Source organism: Anabaena sp. UHCC 0187 (assembly GCF_009712035.1).
Lineage (GTDB): Bacteria > Cyanobacteriota > Cyanobacteriia > Cyanobacteriales > Nostocaceae > Dolichospermum.
In genome coordinates, this window is the sequence record NZ_VILB01000007.1 from 106,853 (window position 1) to 128,821 (window position 21,969).

The 21,969-nt window shown below is 37.1% G+C and carries 17 protein-coding genes; 8 read left to right on the forward strand and 9 right to left on the reverse strand.

The features are described from left to right. Positions 1-34: 34 nt before the first annotated feature. Positions 35-2,944, reverse strand: a complete 2,910-nt coding sequence (gene ileS, locus FJR11_RS06840) for an isoleucine--tRNA ligase (protein ID WP_168502958.1) — start codon at positions 2,942-2,944, stop codon at positions 35-37. A gap of 190 nt (positions 2,945-3,134) precedes the next feature. Between ileS and FJR11_RS06845 the strand changes: the two genes are divergently transcribed. Further along, positions 3,135-4,220, forward strand: a complete 1,086-nt coding sequence (locus tag FJR11_RS06845) for a three-Cys-motif partner protein TcmP (protein WP_254444701.1) — start codon at positions 3,135-3,137, stop codon at positions 4,218-4,220. Here FJR11_RS06845 and FJR11_RS06850 read toward each other — a convergent pair. Next, positions 4,210-4,986 carry a DUF5131 family protein gene (locus tag FJR11_RS06850; RefSeq protein WP_168502960.1) on the reverse strand — a complete coding sequence of 259 codons (777 nt, stop codon included), beginning with the start codon at positions 4,984-4,986 and terminating at the stop codon, positions 4,210-4,212. The genes FJR11_RS06845 and FJR11_RS06850 overlap by 11 nt on opposite strands. Positions 4,987-5,127: 141 nt before the next feature. Between FJR11_RS06850 and FJR11_RS06855 the strand changes: the two genes are divergently transcribed. Continuing rightward, positions 5,128-5,334, forward strand: a complete 207-nt coding sequence (locus FJR11_RS06855; protein ID WP_168502961.1) for a DUF4926 domain-containing protein — start codon at positions 5,128-5,130, stop codon at positions 5,332-5,334. Here the strand turns inward: FJR11_RS06855 and FJR11_RS06860 are convergent. From FJR11_RS06860 to FJR11_RS06875, 4 genes are all read right to left on the reverse strand, one after another. Continuing rightward, positions 5,331-5,867, reverse strand: coding sequence for a transposase (locus FJR11_RS06860; protein ID WP_168502962.1), 537 nt, complete (start codon positions 5,865-5,867; stop codon positions 5,331-5,333). The two genes, FJR11_RS06855 and FJR11_RS06860, sit on opposite strands and share 4 nt — an antisense overlap. Before the next feature lie 116 nt (positions 5,868-5,983). Continuing rightward, positions 5,984-6,406, reverse strand: coding sequence for a type II toxin-antitoxin system VapC family toxin (locus FJR11_RS06865; RefSeq protein ID WP_168502963.1), 423 nt, complete (start codon positions 6,404-6,406; stop codon positions 5,984-5,986). Further along, entirely contained in the window at positions 6,403-6,648 is a 246-nt protein-coding gene (locus FJR11_RS06870) for a hypothetical protein (protein ID WP_168502964.1), read from the reverse strand. The genes FJR11_RS06865 and FJR11_RS06870 overlap by 4 nt, the downstream gene beginning before the upstream one ends. Positions 6,649-6,826: 178 nt before the next feature. Further along, positions 6,827-8,188, reverse strand: a complete 1,362-nt coding sequence (locus tag FJR11_RS06875) for an NAD(P)/FAD-dependent oxidoreductase (RefSeq protein ID WP_168502965.1) — start codon at positions 8,186-8,188, stop codon at positions 6,827-6,829. A gap of 462 nt (positions 8,189-8,650) precedes the next feature. On the opposite strand from FJR11_RS06875, the gene FJR11_RS06880 reads away from it, so the two are divergent. After that, positions 8,651-9,136, forward strand: coding sequence for a hypothetical protein (locus tag FJR11_RS06880; RefSeq protein ID WP_174762955.1), 486 nt, complete (start codon positions 8,651-8,653; stop codon positions 9,134-9,136). Positions 9,137-9,220: 84 nt separating this feature from the next. Next, positions 9,221-9,457, forward strand: a complete 237-nt coding sequence (locus FJR11_RS06885; RefSeq protein ID WP_168502966.1) for a DUF6737 family protein — start codon at positions 9,221-9,223, stop codon at positions 9,455-9,457. Between the two features lie 6 nt (positions 9,458-9,463). Here FJR11_RS06885 and FJR11_RS06890 read toward each other — a convergent pair whose 3' ends face one another. Then, positions 9,464-10,471: a sodium:calcium antiporter gene (locus FJR11_RS06890; RefSeq protein ID WP_168502967.1), complete on the reverse strand. Its 1,008-nt coding sequence runs from the start codon at positions 10,469-10,471 to the stop codon at positions 9,464-9,466. 96 nt (positions 10,472-10,567) lie between these two features. Between FJR11_RS06890 and FJR11_RS06895 the strand changes: the two genes are divergently transcribed. From FJR11_RS06895 to FJR11_RS06905, 3 genes are all read left to right on the forward strand, one after another. Next, positions 10,568-11,281, forward strand: a complete 714-nt coding sequence (locus tag FJR11_RS06895) for a TIGR04283 family arsenosugar biosynthesis glycosyltransferase (RefSeq protein ID WP_168502968.1) — start codon at positions 10,568-10,570, stop codon at positions 11,279-11,281. Then, complete coding sequence (locus FJR11_RS06900; protein WP_371417476.1) at positions 11,282-11,974, forward strand: TVP38/TMEM64 family protein; 693 nt, start codon at positions 11,282-11,284, stop codon at positions 11,972-11,974. It abuts the gene before it with no gap. A gap of 142 nt (positions 11,975-12,116) precedes the next feature. Beyond that, positions 12,117-13,664, forward strand: a complete 1,548-nt coding sequence (locus tag FJR11_RS06905; protein WP_168502970.1) for a mercuric reductase — start codon at positions 12,117-12,119, stop codon at positions 13,662-13,664. 207 nt (positions 13,665-13,871) lie between these two features. On the opposite strand, the gene nifJ is transcribed toward FJR11_RS06905, so the two are convergent. Further along, positions 13,872-17,480, reverse strand: coding sequence for a pyruvate:ferredoxin (flavodoxin) oxidoreductase (gene nifJ / locus FJR11_RS06910; RefSeq protein WP_168502971.1), 3,609 nt, complete (start codon positions 17,478-17,480; stop codon positions 13,872-13,874). Between the two features lie 297 nt (positions 17,481-17,777). Further along, complete coding sequence (locus FJR11_RS06915; RefSeq protein WP_168502972.1) at positions 17,778-18,026, reverse strand: HetP family heterocyst commitment protein; 249 nt, start codon at positions 18,024-18,026, stop codon at positions 17,778-17,780. 1,306 nt (positions 18,027-19,332) lie between these two features. Here FJR11_RS06915 and FJR11_RS06920 point away from each other — a divergent pair. Beyond that, positions 19,333-21,744: a sucrose synthase gene (locus FJR11_RS06920; RefSeq protein WP_168502973.1), complete on the forward strand. Its 2,412-nt coding sequence runs from the start codon at positions 19,333-19,335 to the stop codon at positions 21,742-21,744. Positions 21,745-21,969 lie beyond the last annotated feature (225 nt).

A 21,969-nucleotide genomic window follows, 5' to 3' on the forward strand; every position in this document is an offset into this window, starting at 1 on the left:
CATCAATTTATAAGAAGTCGGGGATATTATTGTTCTAGAACTCTCCAGCTAAAGCCGGAATACAACGTTCACACAACAATGGATGTTCTGCTGATTCACCTACATGAGTAGAATAGTTCCAACAGCGATCGCACTTGTGGTAAGATTTTCCATCATGTTCGTAATCTGCGGCATTAACTACGCCAATATCCCAATTATCCTCACCTTGAACTCGCAGAGTTTTCAATCCTTTTAATGTCTCAGGAGTATCTAATAATTGCACTTCAGAAGTGAGGAATAAATATCTTAATTCATCAATTCCATTACCACCAATATTTAAGGGTTCAATAGCAGCGCGTAATTTTTCATCACTGAAATAAATCAAAGCTATAGCTTCTAAAGAAGAACCAATCAGCTTTTCTGTCCGTGCTTGTTCTAAAACCTTATTAACATCACCACGAATCCGTCGCAGTGTTTTCCAAAATTCCCCTAATTCGGGATTTTCCCACTTATCATCAACCTGCACCCAACCAGCTTGAAAAACTGATTTATATTGGGTTTCGTAGGGGATAAATTGCCAGATATCTTCCGCAGTATGACACAAAACAGGTGCGATCGCTCTAGCCAAATTCTCCAAAGCAATTTGCAAAACCGTTTGACAACTGCGACGACGGAAAGCATCAGCAGAACTGATATATAATCTATCCTTCGCAACATCTAAATAAAAGTTCGACAAATCCACAACGCAGAAATTCTGCACAGTTTGGAAAAAGCGGAAAAACTGGAAACTATCAAAAGCGTCCGTCACTTCATTAAACACCTCACGAATGCGGTGCAGCATATATTTATCCAAATCGGGTAAATCTTCAAAAGCTACAGCATCTTTGAGAGGATCAAAATCATGCAAACTACCCAATAAAAACCGCGCGGTGTTGCGAATCTTATTTCTGACATCCGCTAATTGCTTGATGATGTTACCACCCAACCGGACATCACCAGAATAATCTACCGAAGAAACCCACAACCGCAAAACATCCGCACCATAAGCAGGTTGTTGTTTTTGGTTAGTCCCACCTTGAATCATCAATTGAGGGTCAACCACATTCCCCACCGATTTACTCATTTTTCGCCCATTTTCATCCAAGACGAAACCATGAGTTAACACAGTTTTATAAGGTGCAATGCCATTAACCGCCACACTGGTTAACAAAGACGATTGAAACCAACCGCGATGTTGGTCAGAACCTTCCAAATACATATCAGCAGGATACGTTAATTCTGGTCTTTGCTTCGCTACTGCCGCCCAAGAAGAACCAGAATCAAACCAGACATCCATTGTATCTGTACCCCGGCGGTAAGTCTTGCCATTATTGCGGTATTGTTCCGGTAACAACTCCTCTACCGACAACTCCCACCAAGCATCAGAACCCTTTTCGGCAAAAATAGCTTGAACGTGGTTAATCGTGTCCGCATTTAGCAAAACTTCCCCAGTTGCTTCATCATAAAACACCGGAATCGGCACACCCCAAGAACGTTGACGAGAAATACACCAATCGGATCTTTCTGCTATCATCGGCGTGATGCGGTTTTCACCCTGTGCCGGAATCCAACGCACAGATGAAATAGCCTTTAAAGCCTCATCCCGAAAACCAGCCACAGAAGCAAACCATTGTTCAGTAGCGCGGAAAATCGTCGGCTTCTTCGTTCTCCAATCATAAGGATACTTGTGAGGATAAGCTTCCTCCTTCAACAGAGAACCCGCTTCATGCAAAGCGTCAATAATCGCTTGATTACCATCACCCAAAACATTCAAGCCAGAAAACTTACCAGCCTCATCCGTAAAATTCCCACTATCATCAACCGGGGCAAGAATCGGCAAACCGTAACGCTGACCAACAATATAGTCCTCTTGACCATGACCAGGAGCCGTATGAACCAACCCAGTCCCCGACTCAGTAGTGATATAATCACCACCAACCACCACCGGACTTTCACGGTCAAAAAGAGGATGACGATAAATAGTATGTTCCAAATCCTTCCCTGCGAACTTGGCTTTCACCGTTAACTCACAATCCAAAACCCCAGCCAACCTATCCACCAACTCAGCCGCCACAATCAGATACTTGCACTCTCTCCGTGCCTCTGCGTCTCTGCGTGAGACCTCCACAACCGCATACTCCAACGCACCATTCACAGCCACAGCCAAATTACCGGGAATAGTCCAGGGAGTAGTAGTCCACACAGCCACCCCCAAATCAGGCAACAAGCCATCCAAACTAGCTTTTAACCCTTCAGAAACCTTCACTACCGGAAAAGCCGCGTAAATACTGCGAGAAACGTGACCTTCAGGATATTCTAACTCAGCTTCTGCTAAAGCGGTTTTAGAACTAGGACTCCAATGCACAGGCTTTAAACCGCGATAAATATAACCTTTGAGGAACATTTCCCCAAATACGCCAATTTGCGCGGCTTCGTATTCTGGTTTTAAGGTTAAATAAGGATTTTCCCAATCACCCCAAATCCCATAGCGTTTAAAGCTTTCTCGTTGTTCGTCTACGGTCTTCAGTGCAAACTCTTTCGCTTTTTGTCGCAATTGCAAAGGAGTGAGATTTTGCCGTTCTGCCTGTTTCATATTTTGCAGAACTTTCAACTCAATGGGCAATCCGTGACAATCCCAGCCAGGAACGTAGCGAATTTTACGACCTTGGAGCAAATGGTAGCGGTTAATAATATCTTTGAGAATCTTATTTAAAGCATGACCAATATGCAACTGGCCGTTAGCATAGGGAGGCCCATCGTGCAGTATAAATAATTCGCCAGGGTTGTTTTCAGCCAGTTGAGAATAAATGTTGTTTTCTTCCCAGAATTTTTGGATTTCGGGTTCGCGCTTGATTGCGTTAGCCCGCATATCAAATTTAGTCTTGGGTAAGTTGACGGTATCTTTGTATTTTCCAGTTTCGGTCACAGTTTCATGCCTAAATGTAGGTGTGCAGGTTATCCGATCAATTATAGGAGATAGGCATAAAGCTTAAAAACTAAAACCTTTGAATTGCATATAGACATCCCGTAACCTGTAACCTAATATAGATAGAGTATATACGGAGCTATTACGTATGAGTAACAATTCCTTTTTTGATGAGCAGAAAGAGCAATCGTTGGTAAAAGCCAGAATTGTTGAGAAATATTTTTGGGTTTGGGCAAAGGTGATTATCCCAACTGCTAAAAAAGCAGGTCATAAAATTGCTTATATAGACCTTTTCGCTGGTCCAGGTAGATACAAAGATGGTTCAAAATCAACACCCATCAAAGTTTTAGAAACGGCAATTGCTGATCCAGATATGCAAAATATGCTGAAAACATTATTTAATGATGCTAATTCTGAACATACCAATTCTCTTCAAGAAGCTATAGATGCAATTCCTGGCATTAATAATTTAAAATATAAGCCTCAAGTAATTAGTTATGAGGTTGGTGAAAATATTGTTAATACATTTAGTCAGTTAAATTTAGTTCCCACATTATTTTTTGTAGATCCTTGGGGATATAAAGGTTTGTCATTAAAATTGATCAACTCAGTTGTAAAAAATTGGGGTTGCGATTGCATTTTCTTTTTCAACTACAATCGCATAAATATGGGTTTAGGTAATACAGCAGTTGAAGAACATATAAATGCACTATTTGAAAAAACAAGAGCAGATAAATTACGCGAGCAATTAAAAGCACTTAAAGCAGAAGAAAGGGAGTTAACAATTGTAGAGGCTATTTGCGAAGCTTTACAAGAACTGGGTGGGAAATATGTTTTACCTTTTCGCTTTAAATATGAAAATGGTAAACGGACTAGCCATCACTTAATCTTCGTGAGTAAGCACTTCAAAGGCTATGAAATTATGAAAGAGATCATGGCAAAAGAAAGTTCTGAGCAAAATCAAGGTGTACCTTCCTTTGAATATAACCCTGCTACTGTTATACAACCGTTGCTATTTGAATTTTATCGTCCTCTCGATGAATTAGAACAAATGCTACTAAATGAGTTTGCCAATAAAACAATAACTATGCAAGAAATTTATATGCAGCATAATGTTGGTAGAAGTTACATTAGCAAGAATTACAAAACTGCTCTTATTAATCTTGAAGCTCAAGGCAAAATTACAGCCGACCGTCCTGCTGATAAAAGACCAAAACGCAAAGGAGAAATTACTTTTGCAGATTCTGTTAAAGTTACATTCCCACCTAAGCCGTAAGTTGCAAATTTTCTTTTTTCAATGCTAATTTTCGTGGAGATTGACCCCATGTTTTTTGATGTTCTTGCCAAGCTTCTGGCATTTCATCCCATATTCTACCATCTAATAACTTACCTCCAGCTTTAGAAGTTCTACCACCGATTTGCTTAAAGAAAAATGCAACTTCTGCTTTTTGGCATTGGTCACGAATGTCTTCAGCCCATTCAATATTCATTGGACGATGTTTTTGACCAGATTCTCCACCAACAATGACCCAATCAATATTTGTGAGGTCAAGATTTAATGAACCTAATAATGGTTCACAGGAAAGAAAACGCACATTTGCAGGAACTTGACGAAGTAAATCAATACGAGAAACATAACTTTGATTTTCTACTGATACACCTAACCAGATGTTTTTATGAAAGTCTAGATGTGGTGCTAATTCAACTAATCTTTCAGGTCTTTTTGTTAATATTTGATATATGTGATGAGGCGTAGCATGAATCACTTTAAATACCTTTTGAATAAAATCTAAAGGTACTTCTTCATGAAAAAGATCGCTCATTGAATTAACAAATATTCTACTGGGAGTACGCCATTTTAAAGGTTCTGTCAATCTTTCTGGATGTAGAGTTAAATCAAATCCATTTTTGAAATTATTAGGAAAGCGTTTAGTAATAGCTTCTGCGTAGCAATGCACACAACCCGGACTAACTTTGTTACAACCAGTTGTAGGATTCCAAGTTTTATCTGTCCACTCAATACCTGTGTTTATACTAGACATGATGATTTAACCTTAGTCAGTTATGAATTTTGTAAGTTATCTGGATTTGATGTTTTTAATTCGTATGTACTATAATATAACAGATTTCATGAGTATCAAAAATTATTTTCTCATCCTTATCCAACCGTCAGTTATTCCCAAATGATTAAAAATCAGTTCAATTTACTAGATGTAGTAGCACTCACAGTTGATTTAGCTGAATATCATTTGCTGCGTGGTCAAGTTGGTACAATAGTTGAATTATTAACCGATGGTGCTGTGTTTGAAGTAGAATTTAGCGATAGTAATGGACAAACTTATGAATCTCTTGGTTTACGTCCAGAGCAAATAATGGTGTTAAATTTTTAGCCAATATCATCATCAAAAATAATTTCCTCACCCGCACCCCACATCATTTCATACATACCTTGACGCACAGCCCGATGAAAACTGGAATATTCCCAATCCTTTGGTGCTGTTACCAAACCATGTTTCACGGGATTATAATGAATATATTCAACGTGATTTTGAAAATCAATTTCATCTCTAATTAAATGTTCCCAAAAACGATATTGCCATATAGCCCGTTGTTTTTTATTTTTTCTAGATAAAGATATATTTTCTGGTGAAATAGTTTCACATTTACGACTAAAATAACTTTTAATTAACCGCCAACGGGTAGAAAAATCCTGATCATTTTCTGGTAAAGTCCAAATACAGTGGAGATGATCAGGTAAAATAACAACAGCATCTATAATAAATGGATGTTTCTGCATTACATAACCAAAAGCATCTCTTAATAAAGAAACATTTTTTGGTAAACATAATATTTTTTGTCTTTTATCTGTCACCACTGTAAAAAAGTATGTTCCTCCTGCCACTTTGGCGCGGCGATATTCCATACTATAAATATCCTGTGATTAAAGTTGTGTTTTATAATCTTGATTTTACCCCGTAGGTTGGGTTGACGCAAGGAAACCCAACATTAATTATACAGCGAAGCACAACCCGACATTAATTATAATATCCTGGTGGGTGGTGTTACCCAATTTTCATATTCCAAATTAGTGATATTTTGAAAGTGTTTAATATTAGCAGTGATTAAAACGCTTTTATTATTAATTGCTGATGCTCCAATCAGTAAGTCAAGGGGAGTAATTAATAAACCTCTCTGACGTAAATCTTGATAAATAAAACTTGCAACATTAGCTGTATCTATATCAAGGGGTAAAATCTCGCTGCTATTGGCAAGAATTTCAAATTGCTGTAAAAGATTTCTAGCATCTTTGTACAACAACCCACTTTTGATTTCATAGTAGGTAAGAATAGAAAAAGTTAGATAACTGTGAAATTCTTTATATTCACGGAATTTTTTGACAACTTGTGTTTCACCTCGCAGAAAATATGAGAGGATATTAGTATCTAGTAAAGCTTTTTTCATAGTTCAATTTGCCTTTGCAAGTCTAATAATCTTTGTTCTTCAATCTCATGTTCTAGGTTTTGTAAAAGTATAGTTTCTTCAGAACTTGCAATACCAGCAAATTGCATAAAATCTATATTTGTTGGATGCAGTAGTTGTTGACGTTGTGCTAATTGCTGGAAAATCAGTTGAGCAATTTCATTCTGTTCATCTTCAGGTAGCCTTGAGACGACAGCATAAGCTTGTTGTAAGAGATTAGTCATAGATTTTTGTCGCCATTATCAAAAGTTTTGATAAATTGATAAAACTGGATTTATTATATCACAAATATGGCAATTTTCACAATTAAAACCGCCACCTCACACTAATTGAATTCAGTGTTGAGAGGAATGGCGGATTTTTCCATAAAGTTTAATGCCGTGGTAGTAAAAACCACAAATCCTAGAGATTGACTGGCTGCTTCTTTTCTGTAGTTTGGGAATGACTGCTATTATTAACAGTTTGTGGTGCTAAAAAAGCCTCCTTACCTGTAATTAATCGAGAGCGACGATTGCGAGTAATATAATTCCACGCCCATTGAATTACTATGACTAATTTAGTGTCAAACTCAATTAAGAAGTAGATGTGAATTACTAGCCAAAATAGCCAAGCAATAAAACCTGTGAGTTTGATAAAGCCTAAATCTACAACAGCTAGATTTTGCCCAATCATTGCCAAACTACCGACATCATTGTATTTAAAATCTGGCAAAGTCCGACCTTGAAGCCGGCGTTTAATGAGTTTACCTACATACTCTCCTTCTTGTTTGGCTACGGGGGCAACACCGGGTAAAGGTTTACCATTTTGATGGGAGAAATTAGCTAAGTCTCCAATTACGAAAATGTTTTTATAATCCTTAATAGTCAAGTCAGGTTCTACAATTACTCTGGCAGAGAAATCGCATTCTACATCTGTCCGTTCTGCGAGAATTTTCCCCAAAGCCGAACCTTGCACACCGGCTGCCCACAAGATAGTTTTTGAGGGAACTTCTGTCAATTCACCGTTTTGTTTGAAAGTAACAATGTCATTTTCAATATTCGTGACTCTGGTTTGAGTGTGAATAACCACACCCAATTTTTGTAAAGATTCTATTGCTACTTTCGATAATTCTGGGGCAATGTGTGGGAGAATGCGATCGCCCCCTTGCAAGAGGATAATTTTGGTTTCTGAGGTGTCAATGTTGCGGAAATCTTCTTTGAGGGTTTGGTATGCTAATTCAGCGATCGCCCCAGACAATTCTACACCAGTTGGACCACCGCCCACAATCACAAAAGTCAACAAAGCTCGACGTTTTACAGGATCACTTTCTTTTTCTGCGGCTTCAAATGCTGAAAATATCCGCCGACGCATTTCTATGGCATCTTCCACAGTTTTCAAACCTGGAGCAGATTCTTTCCAATTATCCTTACCAAAATAGGAATGGTTTGCACCAGTGGCCAGAATTAATGTATCATAAGGGACTATTTCATCACCCAAAATAACTTGTTGCGCTTTGGGATTAATATCACTTACTTCTCCCAACAACACTTTTGTATTTTTGCTTTTGCTGAATACAGATCGCAATGGTGCGGAAATATCAGAAGGTGATAGCGTACCTGTGGCAACTTGATATAAAAGCGGCTGAAATAAATGAAAATTCCGTTTATCAATGAGAGTAACATTTACTTTTGCCTTAGCAAGAGCTTTGGCTGCATACAATCCACCAAAGCCACCACCAACGATAACAACCTCATGTGGTGCATTCTTCTCACGGGGAACAACCATAAACAATATTTCCTTTTGTTAAGAGTCGTGTAACCTTTCTTAACAAATATGTAACAAAATTATAATGTATTTTGCCGTCTATTGAGAACTCTTGAAAAAATACTAAAAGTAGTCAAAGTTACTAATAATTGATGATTAAATAATTTGCAACTAAACACTATCCTATTGAACCATAATCCCACCATGCAATTGTAAAATATTTAATAAATGCGAGAGAAATCAAAGAATTTGATTTAGTAGGAATTATTACTTCTAAAGTAGTAGTTTTTGAAATTGTGAATAGGAAAAATATGAGGATAATTTTTTCATATTTCCCCAGGGTTGTTTATTTAGTAGCAAATAGACAGCAAATATAACTATACCAAGCCAAAAATAGCAAATTAAATCAGATTGCTAAAGATGGGGATCACTGATGATATAATACTGATTCACATGATGCAATATCAACGGAGGCAAGTACAAATGTTTAGAGGTAACTCTATCAAAAAAGTCACCTACTACCCTTTACTGGCTTCATTAGTTGTAGTGCTGTTAGCACATTCTACTATTGATCAGGGGTTCAAAAATCAGAGTCAGCAGACATTCGCTGCTGCTCAATTTATAGCTCAAGTAGATAATCCTGACTCTCTAGAAGATTCTAAATCTACTCCCATACTAGATGAAAAAAAAGCTCTAAGTCTAGTCCAGAATCTACCACAAGTGCGAAAAAAAGGGCGGGAGATTCAAAGACTATCGAGAGGAAGTATCCGGGTTTCCTCGGTGGTTGATAGTTCCCCTACGGCTGATGCACCTTACTATGTAGTTAGAGTAGTGGAAAATCACTCTGATAAAACTACAAGCACAATTTATTGGTTTCGCGTGTTCAGTTCTAGCAGTGTGATTGAAGCTTTAGATTTAATTAACAACGAATATATCTCTCTAGAAAAGTGGAATCCTGACGCTAGGTAAACTTGCTATCAACTATTGCTTTAACTCCTTGCATCCCGTTTTTACTCTTGCATTGACAAACACCAAATTTTTTTAACATAAACAATGTCTGAACAACAAATAATAAGCCCTTGGAAATATAAACCTTGGTGGTGTCAACCTTGGTCAATTATCCTAACTGCTGTTACATTAATTAGTAGTAGTTGGTTAATCTTCAAAATTATATGGTTGACAATTTTAGTGGCTATTCCCTTATTAATTTGGATGGGATTTTTCCTATTAATTTGGCCACAGATGATGATTCGCAGTGGGGTTTTGGATAATTTAGAAAAACATTCTTAATTTCCATCAAAATATATCCCGGTAAATCACATACATTCCCCCAACATAGAGCGCGACGAGAGTTAATCCATCCCAGGTAATGTACATTCGTGAACCGCTGACAGCATGATAAATCAGTCCATTAATAGCTACTGAAGTCATAATCATGGCAACAATAGCAGTAAATATATGTATCTGACTGATATTTAACCAAAGATTACCTTGTAAATAGACCAAATCATAAAAGCCCAAAATTGCTAAATTGGTGATATTAGAACCAAAGATATTGGATACTGCTAAATCAACCGCATTAAGTCGCACAGCCGCTAGTGATGCTACTACTTCGGGAAGTGAGGTAGCTGTCGCTAAGAGAATTGCACCAATAAAGCTTTGTCCCAATCCAGTTACTGCTGCAACTCTATCACCTAAAAATGCCAACCAAATACCGAGAATGACAATTATAACTGAGAGGAAAATAAACCTCAGATATGCTTGTTGTGAGGTAATATGTTGATATTGAAAAGCCTCAATTTCTTCCTCTAGCACTTGTGCGCGTCGTCTCATCTCAAATTGAGCAATCATGCGGGCGCTCAACCAATAGAGCCAGAGTAAGATGATACTGGGAATACCCACCCATCCTATCGCTAAATTCATTTCTGTTTTGGCTAGGAGTATTCCTAAAGTAGTCACACCTAACATGACACAGCCCAAACTAGCGGCTAATCCATGACTAATCTGCGCTCGCTGTAGTACGGGTTCAGGCCCGTTGTAAATATCCAGTAATGCCAAAATGAGCAAATTAAAGAGACAACTGCCTAAGATGCCCCCTACAGCTAAGTCTGGAGAGTTAAATATAACTATGGCACTTGTCCCTGTGGCTAGTTCAGGTAAAGATGTGACACCTGCTAACAGAATTGTACCCACCCAAGTCCGTCCTAATCCGGTTTTTTCTGCCAAAATATCAGCACTTTGGGAAAGCCATGAGCCGATAAAAATTACTAAAGTAAGACATATAATCACTTGGAGAAGTAACATAGTTATTTAGAGGATGTAGGGCTTAATTAAATATTATTAATTGTGCAGGAAAATGGGGGAAAATTTATTATTTATTGACTAACTATTTTTGTGATTATGACAGAAATTATCAATCAAAATCTTAACAACAGCTTAATTTCTATTATTATTCCGACTCTCAATGAAGCGGGTAACATTAGAGAGGCAATTACTAGCAGTCAATTTAGTACCAATGTAGAAATAATTGTTGTTGATGGTGGTTCAACAGATGAAACCTTATTAATAGCCAAATCATTGAATGTTCAGGTGATTACTTCTCCTCCTGGACGTGCTAATCAAATGAATGCGGGTGCTATGGCTGCTAGTGGGGAAATTTTGCTGTTTCTGCATGGAGATACTCGTTTACCGACTAATTTTGAGCAAATGATTTGCACAACCTTAGCAAAACCGGGAATTGTAGCTGGTGCGTTTGCTTTACGGATAAATGCCCCGAATTGGGGGTTGCGTTTGGTCGAATTTGGGGTAAAATGGCGATCGCAGCTTTGGCAAATGCCCTATGGTGATCAAGCTATTTTTCTCACCAAAGATGTATTTGGGCAAGTTGGTAATTTTCCACAAATACCAATTATGGAAGATTTTGAACTGATGAGAAAATTAAAAACTCTGGGAAAAATTTATCTATTACCAACACCCGTAATTACTTCACCTCGCAGATGGTTAAAAAAAGGCATTATCCAAACTACTATCTTAAATCAAATTATTGTCATTGCTTATTTACTCGGTATTTCCCCAGATCAAATTCGTAATTGGTATTCTCCCCCAAAATTATAGATAATTTTTATGATTATTGCCTTTTTATCAACAATAGATTTCGCTGTAGTCCAGGAATCTATTAACGTATCTTCTCTGAATCTGCAAGAATTTTTACAGAATACTTTACAATGGACTAATAGCCTCGGTGCTGGAGGAGGAATAGTATTTATTGGTATCTATATTATAGCTACTCTAGCTTTTTTACCAGCTTCACTGCTGACATTGGGTGCTGGGGTAATGTTTGGGGTAATTTGGGGTTCTTTATATGTCTTTATTGGTGCTACTTTGGGGGCTACAGCAGCATTTCTAGTAGGACGTTATTTAGCTAAAGGTTGGGTAAAAGAAAAAATCTCTAGTTACAAAAAATTTGCCACTATTGATAAAGCAGTTAGCAAAGAAGGATTAAAAATTGTTTTATTAATTCGGCTTTCTCCCCTCTTTCCTTTTAACTTATTAAACTATGCTTTAGGAATTACTAGCGTTTCTTTCTCAGACTATTTTATTGGTTCAGTGGGGATGATTCCGGGGACAATTATGTATGTTTATCTGGGATCTTTAGCAGGAGATATAGCCTTAATTGGTAGTAAAAATCAACCTGAAAACATCATCCTCCATTGGATAATTCAAATTATTGGGTTGATAGCGACAATTGCTGTTACAGTTTATGTCACGAAGATAGCTAAGAAAGCTTTAGAAGATGAAAACTTATAAAATTTTTTGTTTTTTATTTTTCGATAATTTTAGTGATTTTGTTAAATATAAAACCGACATTTTTTTGATTATCATGTATTTATAAATAAAGATCACATAATCAAAAATATACTTCATACTGGAAAATATAGAGGTAATACTAATGTCAACTTCAGAGTCTCCAAGAGTTACAATCCGACCTATGGATGAGTATAATCAAAAACTACTCAAAAATGTGCATCCAGATAATTGGGTAAATCCCCAAGCGGCTGATTGTTATGATTTGGTAGTAATTGGTGGCGGAACTGCGGGATTAGTTGTAGCTGCGGGGGCTGCGGGTTTGAATTTAGGTTTAAAAGTAGCATTAATTGAAAAAAATCTCATGGGAGGAGATTGTTTAAATTTTGGTTGTATTCCTTCTAAATGTTTAATTCGTTCTTCCCGTGTGGTAGAAGAAATCAGGAAAGCTAAGGATTTAGGGATTAATGTTTCCCAGAAATTTGATGTAGATTTTGCCACAGTTATGGGGAGAATGAGACGCATTCGGGCGAGTATTAGTCATCATGATTCTGTAGAAAGATTTAAAAGTTTAGGAATTGATGTTTTTTTAGGTGATGGTAAATTTACCAAGAATAATACTGTAGAAGTTACCAATCAAACCTTAAAGTTTAAAAAAGCTGTCATTGCTACGGGTGCTAGGGCTGTGAAACCGAAAATTAGGGGAATTGAAGCAGCGGGTTATTTAACTAATGAAACTGTTTTTTCTCTGACTCAAAAACCGGAAAAATTAGCAATAATTGGTGGTGGTCCGGTTGGCTGTGAATTAGCACAAACATTTCAGCGTTTGGGTTGTCAGGTGACATTATTTCATCGGGGTTCACATATTTTAAATCAGGAAGATACAGAAGCAGCGGAAATTCTCCAAAAAGTTTTAATTGATGAAGGGATTCGTTTAGTATTAAATTGTCAGTTAGAAGAAGTCGTCACAGTTACGGAAGGAAAACGATTATATTTTTCTGTAAATAGTGAACGAGATTCGGTGACAGTTGATGAAATTTTAGTTGGTGCGGGACGTGCGCCAAATGTAGAAAATTTGAATTTAGAGGCAGTGGGTGTAGAATATGATCAGACTTTGGGTGTAAAAGTGAATGATTATTTGCAAACCACAAATCCCAAAATTTACGCCGCTGGTGATATCTGCATGAATTGGAAATTCACTCACGCGGCAGATGCGGCAGCACGAATTGTGATTAAAAATACCCTCTTTTCGCCCTTTGCTTGGGGACGATCTAAACTCAGTAGTTTGGTAATGCCTTGGGTGACATATACCAGCCCGGAAATTGCTCATGTGGGGATGTATGCAAATGAGGCGGAAAAATTAGGTATAGAAATAGAAACTATTAAGATTCCTTTTCAAAGTATAGACCGAGCGATCGCCGATCATGAAGAATCCGGTTTTTTAAAGATTCATCACAAAAAAGGATCAGATCAAATCCTGGGTGCAACCATAGTTGCTAATCATGCAGGGGAGATGATTTCAGAAATTACCACAGCTATAGTTCATCAAATTGGTTTGAGTAAACTCAGTAGTGTAATTCATCCTTACCCCACCCAAGCAGAAGCAATTAAAAAAGCCGCAGACGCTTACCGCAAGACCCTACTCACACCAAAAACTAAGCAATTATTGGGATTTTTAACCAAGTTTTCTTAATTAAGGCTAGGAGTCAGGAGTCAGGAGTCAGGAGTCAGGAGGAAGAATTAGAAGAAGAGAAGAATAGTCTTGAATCTGGTCAAGTGATAGGTTTTTGCTAATTTCAACCCTTATTCCTTGCACCTGATTCACCTTTTTCACATTCAAACTCTTGATATATCTAAGTTTTAGCTTTATTCAGCAAGCCCTACTGATCTTGCCATTAAATTAGGTTTCTTGTAATTTTCTGGCAGCTAAATATTGATACATTTGCCAACGGGTATTAACATCCCCTTGCGCTTCTTGTAAAAGTTCTTTAGCCGTTTCTGGGTTGATTTTGGTTAACATTTTGAAACGGTTTTCCATATACATGGAATTTTCTATGGGGATACGAGGGGTGCGGGAATCGAGTTGTAAGGGGTTTTCTCCCTGTTGTAACCTGTCGGGGTGATAACGATATAATAACCAGCGTCCAGAGTCTACAGCGGCTTTTTGGTTTTGCATAGCTGTACTCATATTGATACCATGAGCAATACAATGACTGTAGGCAATAATTAATGATGGCCCGTCGTAAGCTTCAGCTTCTAGGAAAGTTTTGAGGGTTTGTTCATCTCTCGCGCCCATTGCTACACTGGCAACATAAACGTTACCGTAAGTCATAGCAATTAAACCCAAATCTTTTTTAGCTGCGGGTTTACCACCGGCGGCAAATTTTGCCACTGCACCTTTAGGAGTAGATTTAGACATTTGACCACCAGTATTAGAATAAACTTCTGTATCTAATACGAGAATATTCACGTTGCGGCCACTAGCAATGACATGATCTAAACCACCGTAACCAATATCATAAGCCCAACCGTCTCCACCAATTATCCACACACTTTTTTTCACCAAATAATCAGCAAGAGATTGGAGATTTTTGAACGCAGATAAACGCTGATTAACGCTGATATTATCCTCTTCTATCTGCGTTAATTTGCGTTCATCTGCGGTAATAATTTCTTCTAATTTTTGTTTGAGAATTACCACCCGTTCTCGTTGTTCATAAATATCAGATTCGTCTTTTTGTTCAGCGTTGAGGATATCTGTAACTAGGGTTTCTCCTATTTCTGGTGCAAGTTGCTGGAGTAAATAAGCGGCAAATTCTGCTTGTTTATCTATGGAAACGCGAAAACCTAAACCAAATTCGGCGTTATCTTCAAATAGACTATTAGACCATGCTGGCCCCCTACCTGCGGCGTTTTTTGTCCAAGGTGTGGTGGGTAAATTACCACCATAGATAGATGAACAACCTGTGGCATTGGCGACGATCATGCGATCGCCAAATAATTGTGTTACTAACTTAATATAGGGTGTTTCTCCACATCCAGCACAAGCACCGGAAAACTCAAACAACGGTTCTTGCATTTGTTGTTGATTAATATGATGCAATTTCAAAGTTTGTCTATCTGGGTTAGGAAGATTTAAGAAGAAATCCCAATTTTCTCGTTCTTGTTCTCGCAATGGTCTTTGTGCTGCCATATTAATGGCTTTTTTGCGAGGTTCGGCTTTATTTTTTGCGGGACAAACATCAACACAAATACCACAACCTGTACAGTCTTCTGCGGCTACTTGAATAGTAAACTTTAAATCATGCCAATCATGTTCTTTAGCATTGGCACTTTTGAAAGTTGTCGGGGCATTTTCTAATTGTTCTGGTGCATATACTTTAGCACGAATGACACTATGAGGACACACCATCACACATTTACCACATTGAATACAAACGTCGGCATCCCAAACCGGAATTTCCTCAGCAATATTGCGTTTTTCCCATTTAGATGTTCCCGTCGGATAAGTACCATCTATTGGTAATGCACTCACAGGTAAATCATCACCTTCACGGGCGATCATTTTACCTAATACCTCACGCACAAATGCAGGTGCAGTATCGAGAAATAGGGGTTGGGGAGTGGGGATTGGGGACTGGGTGGTTTTTTCTGTAAGGTTAATTTCATAGAGGTTTTCCAAGGTTTTATCAACTGCTTGGATATTCATTTGGACGATTTCTTCCCCTTTTTTACCGTAGGTTTTACGAATAGATTTTTTAATTTGGGCTATTGCTTCTGCTTTTGGTAAAACACCGGAAACAGCAAAGAAACAAACCTGCATAACTGTGTTAATATGTCCACCCATTCCGGCTTCACGGGAGACTTTGTAGGCATTAATGACATAGAATTTGAGATTTTTAGTAATTATCTCTGTTTGCATTTTTGCAGGTAATTTATCCCAAATTTCATCTTTGTTATAGGGCGAATTTAGTAAGAATGTGCCACCAGGAATAATATCTTTTAACATTGGGAATTTTTCCACAAAATCCCATTGATGACAAGCAACAAAATTAGCTTTAGTAATTAAATAGGTAGAACGGATTGGTTGAGAACCAAAACGCAAATGAGAAACAGTTACAGAACCAGACTTTTTAGAATCATAAACAAAATAACCTTGGGCATAATTATCTGTTTCTTCCCCAATAATTTTGATAGAATTTTTATTTGCCCCCACTGTACCATCTGCACCCAAACCGTAGAAAATTGCCCTCACTATATTATCTGCTTCAATATTAAATTCGGGATTATATGCTAAACTGGTATGAGTAACATCATCGTTAATGCCGATGGTAAAATGATTTTTTGGTGTTTCCATAACCAAATTATCAAATACTGCTTTTACCATTGCTGGTGTAAATTCTTTAGAGGATAACCCATATCGTCCCCCCACAACTTTAATGTTGTGAATGTGGTTTTCTGCCAAAGCTGTAACTACATCTATATATAGTGGTTCACCAATTGCCCCTGGTTCTTTTGTTCTATCTAAAACGGCGATACTGCGGGTGGTTTTAGGGAGAGAATTAATAAATCTTTGGGTATCAAAGGGACGATATAATCTAACTTTGATCACTCCGACTTTTTCCCCTTGTTGATTGAGATAATCTACGGTTTCATGAACTGTTTCACACCCAGAACCCATGAGGATAATGATTTTTTCTGCTTCTGGATGTCCATGATAATCAAATAATCTATATTCTCTCCCCGTCATTGCGGCAAATTCATCCATTACCTGTTGAGTAATATCTGGACAAGCGAGATAAAAAGAATTGACTGTTTCCCTAGCTTGAAAATAAACATCAGGATTTTGGGCTGTTCCTCGTAATACCGGGTTATCAGGTGTTAAAGCCCGGGAACGATGGGCAATTACTAACTCTAAAGGAATAAATTTTTGTAAGTCTTCGGTTGTTAATATTTCTACTTTATCTACCTCATGGGAGGTGCGAAAACCATCAAAAAAGTGTAAGTAAGGGATGCGAGATGTTAAAGTTGCTTTTGTGGAAATCAGGGCAAAATCATGGGCTTCTTGCACAGAAGCAGCGCACAACATGGCAAAACCGGTAGTTCTTGCAGCCATGACATCACTATGATCTCCGAAAATGGAGAGGGCTTGGGCTGCCAGCGATCGCGCCGCAATATGAAATACTGTAGGTGTAAGTTCACCCGCAATTTTGTACATATTTGGCAACATTAACATCAATCCCTGAGATGCGGTAAATGTGGTTGTCAGTGAACCAGTTTGTAAAGCCCCATGTATAGCCCCCGCAACCCCTGCTTCACTCTGTAGCTGCACCACCGAGGGAACAGTACCCCAGATATTAGGTTTATTTTCACTCATCCAAGCATCAGACCATTCAGCCATGGGTGAAGATGGTGTAATGGGATAAATAGCAATCACCTCGTTTAGTTGGTAGACGACTTTAGCAACAGCTTCATTACCGTCTATGGTTGCAAAGTTTTTAGTTGTCATCTTTTTTTTACCTTGAAAAACTACTCGATTTTGGGCCCTGCGTAAGCGTTTTCTCAATCCGCCACTTTCTATTTTTAACTTAAAACAAAAGTTTGAGGAACTTATGAGGAAAACTCAGCACTTAGGAATAGCTAAAAAATAAATTACCCCAGATACTAAAATTAGCATGAGGGGTGAATGGAAATAAAATCCCAAATTATTCTGGTGGGAGGGAAGAATTTGCGGCTGAGTTATTCTACCTTTTGGCGTGGTTAGTAATTGAGATGAATCTCTGCAATTAGGACTATTGACAGAGGTTTAAGTATCTGATTGTGTTTTTTGTTTGCTAGATGTTGTCGGTGTGACAACTTTACGGTTTTCTTTAATTAAGCGGCTGTAAGTCCGTTGGGGAATATAGTGAATGGGGTTGTAATCAATACAACGTAAAATTAGCACACAAGCCCAAGAATAACGACCATCAGCAATAGCTTCAATGATATTATTGAACTGTTCAGGAGTGATAACACTATGAAAATCATTCTGAGAGGAAGAAGCTTGATAATTCATGACTAACCCTGATCTAATCTTGTAGGATTGAAAGTTAATAAGTTATCAAAATTCAGAATTTATAATCTTTTTAGTCGAAACCAATGAGTCTTTTCTAGTCAAACCTGGAAGTTTTGATCCTGATGTGACAAGCCTTCTAACTCTTAATTTCTGATTCTTAACTTCTGAATTATTGGCAGAATTAATGAGACATCTATCATGTCGTGGTGTGATTTACAAAGGATTTTATTCTCTTGGTAAATAACCTTGGTATCTAAGTTTGAGTATAGCGATAAATTTTCGATTAAATATCAACATCGTTTGTGGTTATGAGAGAGTTTTATTAATTTTCTGTGAGGTTTGATTCACAGCGGTATTTATTCTGTCAGCAACATATCTGTGAAGTAATCGGTAGCTTTGTCATTTTTATATCCCATTGGCAATTGTGAATCTGAATAGATGGGGTTTGAGCATTTTTGAGTGTATAAATTGGTGATTTACTAAGCACATTACCCTTGTGCTAGGACAAAACATAGGCAAATGCCTGGTATTTTCATGGCTAAGTTTGTGGTTAATAAAAAATAGGAACTACAGATATTTGTATTGTGACAGTATTTAAATAGTCATACAACATTTGCTTCCTTCCTATCTAGAGTTTTGTAAATACCCCTTGTGACACTATTATATGCAGAATACTATGTTTTCATTAACTGGTAAGCCAAATTGGCACTTTGTTTATCTAGATATTACATATAATGTCCTGGGGAAATTCAGTATTAAATGACTATTTAAATACTGTCACAAGGGGTATTTACAATTTTACAAGCAAGAGGTACTTCAATCTTGTATGACTATTTAGATAGTGTCACAAGGGGTATTTACAAAACTGTAAATAGCATAAAAATATAAATTTATTTTTGGCTATTTTTTATTTTCTTGCTAAATTAGTTACACCTCATCACGAAATACTCAAGGTCTTAAAATCGTTGAGGATATGATTATTAAGGTTTTGAGGAATTGAGTACAATTTGTAGATGTAGTATTTGATTCTTGCTGTAATGGACTGTTAAAGAAGTGGCACAAGTAAAGTTTACAGAATAGCAATTAATAGATAAGAAAGCCAACTTGGCAGTTATGGAGTTGAGATTAGGGATTGCTAAAATTTTTACCTATTCCCTGTCATCTAACTAATAGATACTTCTCTATCTATAAGAGGAGGTAAGGGTTCATCCTTTAGCTAGAAGCAAATGATTGAGTAACTTATTTACGATTAACCTGAAATAGTATCTCGATTATCCTAACTTTAGCTAGAGTTTGGTAACATACAATGTATAAATTAGTGCAAACTATTTTTAACAGTGATGAAAAAAATGTTTTAGGTGACTTTATCTTAGGATTAGGTCATGATCATAAACGTTACTTTTTAAGAAATGAAATTTTACAAGCTTTTGCAGATTATTGTCACCAATTCCAAAAACCTGCTTATTTTTATCACTCTTCCTCTTTAGGGACATTTATTCAGTACACCCATGAAATAATTTTAGATGGTGAAAATACTTGGTTTGTCCTTAGACCAAAGATTGCGAGTCAAGAGGTATGGTTATTAAGCGCAGACTTGACTAAGTTTGAATTAATGACACCTAAAGCCTTATTAGATGTGAGCGATCGCTTAGTAAACCGTTATCAACCGCACATTTTAGAAATTGATCTCCATCCCTTTTATCCAGCAGCACCGAGAATTGATGATTCCAGAAATATTGGTCAAGGTTTAACCGTTCTCAATCATTATTTTTGTAATCAAACATTGACAGATCCTGAATATTGGATTGACGCATTATTTCAATCATTAAAAAGATTAGAATATAATGGGATCAAATTATTAATTAGTAATCATATTCATTCAGGTTTGCAACTAACCAAGCAAATCAAACTAGCGTTAGAATTTGTGAGTCATTTATCCCCCCATACCCCCTATGAAAAATTTAAATTTCATCTCCAAGAACTCGGTTTAGAAGCAGGTTGGGGTAATAATGCAGCCAGAGTCAGAGAAACCTTAGAACTGCTGGAAAGACTCATGGAGAATCCCGAACCTGCAATTCTGGAAACCTTTGTTTCTCGCATTTGTGCAATTTTTCGCGTCGTGCTTATTTCTATCCACGGTTGGGTTGCACAAGAAGATGTTTTAGGCAGAGATGAAACATTGGGTCAAGTTATTTATGTTTTAGAACAAGCACGCAGTTTAGAAAATAAAATGCGGGCAGAAATTAAACTTGCAGGTTTAGATACATTAGGAATTAAACCCCATATCATTATATTAACTCGACTGATTCCCAATTGTGAAGGCACATTTTGTAACTTACCATTAGAAAAAATTGATGGTACAGAAAATGCTTGGATTTTGCGCGTTCCTTTTGCAGAATCTGAACCGGAAATTACCAATAACTGGATTTCTAAATTTGAAGTTTGGCCTTATTTAGAAAAATTTGCTCTTGATGCCGAACCAGAACTTTTAAAACAATTTCAAGGAAAGCCGAATTTAATTATTGGTAACTACAGTGACGGCAACTTAGTCGCTTTTATCCTCTCCCGAAAAATGAAAGTTACCCAATGTAATATTGCTCATTCCCTAGAAAAACCTAAATATCTATTTAGTAACTTATATTGGCAAGACTTAGAATCACAATATCACTTTTCTGCCCAATTTACGGCTGATTTAATCACCATGAATGCCGCAGACTTTATCATCACATCATCCTATCAAGAAATTGTAGGTACACCGGATAACATGGGACAATATGAATCTTATAAATGCTTTACCATGCCCCATTTATATCATGTAATTGATGGCATTGATTTATTTAGTCCTAAATTCAATGTAGTATTACCAGGAGTCAGCGAAAATATATTTTTTCCCTACAACCAAACAACCAACAGAGAATCCCACCGTCGTCAACATATCCAAAACCTAATTTTCCATGCAGAACACCCAGAAATACTAGGAAAATTAGAACATCCTCATAAAAAACCGATCTTTTCTGTTAGTCCCATTACCTCAATTAAAAACCTCACAGGTTTAGTTGAATGTTTCGGCAAAAGTCAAGAATTACAAGAACATTGTAACTTAATTTTATTAACCAGTAAACTGCATCCAGATTCAGGCACAAACTTAGAAGAAACTCAAGAAATAGAAAAAATTCATGCGATTATTCATCAATATCATCTTCACAATAAAATCCGCTGGTTAGGAATGCGTTTTCCTATCCGCGATATTGCCGAAACCTATCGTGTAATTGCCGATTTTCAAGGAATTTATATTCACTTTGCCCTTTATGAATCTTTTAGCAGAAGTGTTTTAGAAGCAATGATTTCTGGATTACCGACTTTTACAACTCAATTTGGTGGTTCATTAGAAATTATTGAAGATCACGATAAAGGATTTAATCTTAACCCCACAGACTTAGAAGGAACAGCCAAAACAATTATTAATTTCCTAGAGAAATGTGATAACTACCCAGAATATTGGCTAGAAAATTCTCAATGGATGATTGAACGCATTCGCCATAAATATAACTGGAATTCCCACACAAATCAACTCCTGTTATTAGCGAAAATGTTTAGCTTTTGGAACTTCATCTATCCCGAAGATAACGAAGCCAGAGATCGTTACATGGAAAGTTTATTTCATCTCCTTTATAAGCCTATCGCTGACCAGATTTTATCAGAACATATTCATCAGTAAAAATAAAAATTGTAGGTTGGGTAGAACGAAGTGAAACCCAACATTTACAGGAGTTTATTAGATTTCATTTACAGGAGTTTGTTGGGTTGGGAGCATCCACTTTTGGAAGAAACATAATTCTCGCATTCCAAAAATTCTACTATATGGTTCATCTAAAAAAGGCTATCCGGTAAAAGTAGATGCTACCGTTGGGTTTCGTACCTCAACCCAACCTACGTAAATCTT